We start from the raw sequence: 2786 nt of genomic DNA, 5'->3' as shown, positions 1-2786 counted from the left end.
TAACTCCCGACTCAGCACCGAAACGTGTAGGAACGTCGATGCGATCGTCCTTTGAGCCTCACTCTCCATATAATTAAAACAGATGCAACAAAAATAAATAAATAGGCACCAGACCTACTGCCATAAAGCTATCAAATATTGACCATAAGCGACGTTGCGAGTTGTCTGTAGCCTGTTAACCATTGTTAAATATCAACAGACTACCGCTCTGTTATTGAAGCTGACTGTCTCTTGTTGCAACTGTCCAACCTGCTCCAAAAGGGAACTGCTCATTTATGGCAAAAATCGAAACAAGGACAGAAACCATGGTTCTCAACATGGGACCTCACCATCCTTCCATGCACGGGGTTCTGCGACTCATCGTCACCCTAGATGGCGAGGATGTGGTTGATTGCGAACCGGTAATTGGCTACCTGCACCGAGGCATGGAGAAAATTGCCGAAAACCGCACAACCATCATGTACGTTCCCTACGTTAGTCGGTGGGATTATGCCGAGGGGATGTTTAATGAGGCAATTACTGTCAATGCACCAGAAAAGTTAGCGGATATTGCGGTACCGAAACGTGCCAGCTACATCCGCGTCATCATGCTGGAATTGAATCGGATTGCCAACCACCTGCTGTGGTTAGGACCGTTCATGGCTGATGTGGGTGCCCAGACGCCTTTCTTCTACATCTTCCGCGAACGGGAGTTGATTTATGACCTGTGGGAAGCTGTCTCAGGTTATCGCATGGTCAACAACAACTACTTCCGTATTGGTGGAGTAGCCGCGGATCTGACCTATGGATGGGTCGATAAGTGCTTGGACTTCTGTGACTACTTTATGCCCAAAGTAGACGAGTACGAGCGCCTCATTACCGATAACCCCATCTTCCGGCGACGGGTAGAGGGCGTTGGTACCATTACCCGCGATGAAGCGATTAACTGGGGACTATCGGGTCCTATGCTGCGGGGTTCCGGCGTGAAGTGGGATTTGCGGAAAGTTGACCACTATGAGTGCTACGACGACTTTGACTGGGAAGTTCAGTGGGAGACGGCGGGAGATTGCTTTGCCCGGTATTTAGTACGGATTCGCGAGATGCGCGAGTCGGTCAAGATTCTGCGTCAAGCGTTGAAAGGGTTGCCTGGGGGACCTTATGAGAACCTGGAAGCCAAGCGGATGGCAGAAGGGAAGAAATCCCAGTGGAATGATTTTGAATACCAATTTGTTGGTAAGAAAATTGCTCCTACCTTCAAGATTCCTGCGGGCGAACACTATGTCCGTTTGGAAAGCGGTAAAGGCGAATTAGGCGTGTTTATTGTGGGGGACGATAATGTCTTCCCTTGGCGTTTTAAGATTCGTGCTGCTGACTTCAACAACCTGCAAATCTTACCCCATATACTACGAGGCGTTAAGGTTGCCGATATTATGGCGATTCTCGGCAGTATTGACATCATTATGGGATCGGTAGACCGTTAAAGCTGAGCAAATTAACCCCTTCTTAGGTTGGGGATGTGAATAAAAGGCAAAAGGCAATTCAAGTTGTGCCTCTTGCCTTTTTCTTTTGCTTTGAGATAGGGAAGATATACAGATGCGATCGCTCTGCTAGAATTTCTGCTTGGCTTGTGCGGATGGGCTGACAGATTGTTGGGTTTCCAGTACGCGATCGATGATGGATGTTATCTCTTCATGTTGAAAATTGTTTCCAAGTTCAACCATCAAACGATTGCCACACTAATATATGACTAAAGGTGCCTCTATCGACGCTCAATACTACTTGAATCAAGCCATGCGACTCCAAAGATTTGGCGTAGTAAGAGAGCTACTAATTTTAGTCTTCCTCACTGTCTTAGTGAGCTTTTCAGCTATCTCTGCTTACGTCACTGAGCATCAGCCATCGATTTCGGCAACCGAACCGGCAATCCAGCGAGAGAGCAGTCCCATGAGTAATAAAACAATTCAAGAAGTTAAAGCTGAATGGGAAACGCAGCTCATGGCAATGCCAGGAGTCACAGGCGTAGGAATTAGTCTTACCAAAGAAGGTCAACAAAAGTGTATTAAGGTTTATGTCGATCGGGCAGCATCTGCGCTCGTTGGACAAATTCCTACTGAAATTGAAGGCTATCCAGTAGAAGTTGAGTTTACTGGAACTTTCCGAGCTTTTTAACCGGTCTTCTGCCTGCTTGCACTGGGCGCTAGGCGCATGCCGATGCTCCCGACGTTGCTAACGCCAAGTACTTGAGCTCGTAAAAATTTCTGCCAAGTTGGCAACATCGATAGTACGAACCGTATAGATACTGTTCATCAGGTCGATCGAGCGACCAATAAAGATTTTCCATTGAATTTTCAGCAGAGATCGAAAGCCTTGACTTATTCTCCCTTTTGATTTTGGACGGGAGCAGGTGATGGCAAGCACTAACACTCATGTAGGTTGGGTTGAACGATAGCGAAACCCAACAGAAAAACCTTAGAGTTGGGTCTGTTCCTCAACCCAACCTACTCTCGTTGACATGCTCTACTAAATTGCTCCTGTTTTGAGTTTTTTAATAATCAGGAAGTTTAAAAAATGGCAAGAGCAACAGCCCAAGATTTGGTGCGAATTGTTCGCACAGCTAGACCTCTTTTTCTACAACTGACAGGTCAGTGTGACTGCATTAATGGCTTCGGGATTACGATGAAACGAGTAGCAGGTCACAGAACTGACCAACCAGCGCTTGTCTTCTTTGTCAATCGCAAACTCTCGTTGCGTCAGTTGCCGGTGCAAAGCCGGATTCCTAAGCAAATTAACATTCCTTGGGAGTTTTC

Annotated in this window: 3 protein-coding genes; all 3 read left to right on the top strand. The window is 46.7% G+C overall.

The genetic code is table 11. The annotated features are described in order from the left end of the window. Positions 1–275 precede the first annotated feature (275 nt). On the top strand, positions 276–1460 hold the full coding sequence (locus tag V6C93_RS29635) for an NAD(P)H-quinone oxidoreductase subunit H (protein WP_333480271.1): 1185 nt from the start codon (positions 276–278) through the stop codon (positions 1458–1460). Positions 1461–1722: 262 nt separating this feature from the next. Continuing rightward, on the top strand, positions 1723–2148 hold the full coding sequence (locus V6C93_RS29630; RefSeq protein WP_333480270.1) for a hypothetical protein: 426 nt from the start codon (positions 1723–1725) through the stop codon (positions 2146–2148). A gap of 399 nt (positions 2149–2547) precedes the next feature. Next, on the top strand, positions 2548–2786 hold a 239-nt coding region (locus V6C93_RS29625), incomplete at its 3' end, for a hypothetical protein (RefSeq protein WP_333480269.1).

This window comes from Allocoleopsis sp. (assembly GCF_036703385.1).
Taxonomy (GTDB): Bacteria; Cyanobacteriota; Cyanobacteriia; order Cyanobacteriales; family Coleofasciculaceae; genus Allocoleopsis.
Note: the sequence above shows the minus strand (reverse complement) of the source record. Positions and strands in the feature narration are given on the sequence as shown.

What these genes read in the sequence shown, in the direction of transcription:
- V6C93_RS29630 (WP_333480270.1), top strand. Translation starts at nt 1,723, where the DNA reads ATGACTAAAGGTGCCTCTATCGACGCTCAATACTACTTGAATCAAGCC.
- V6C93_RS29635 (WP_333480271.1), top strand. Translation starts at nt 276, where the DNA reads ATGGCAAAAATCGAAACAAGGACAGAAACCATGGTTCTCAACATGGGA.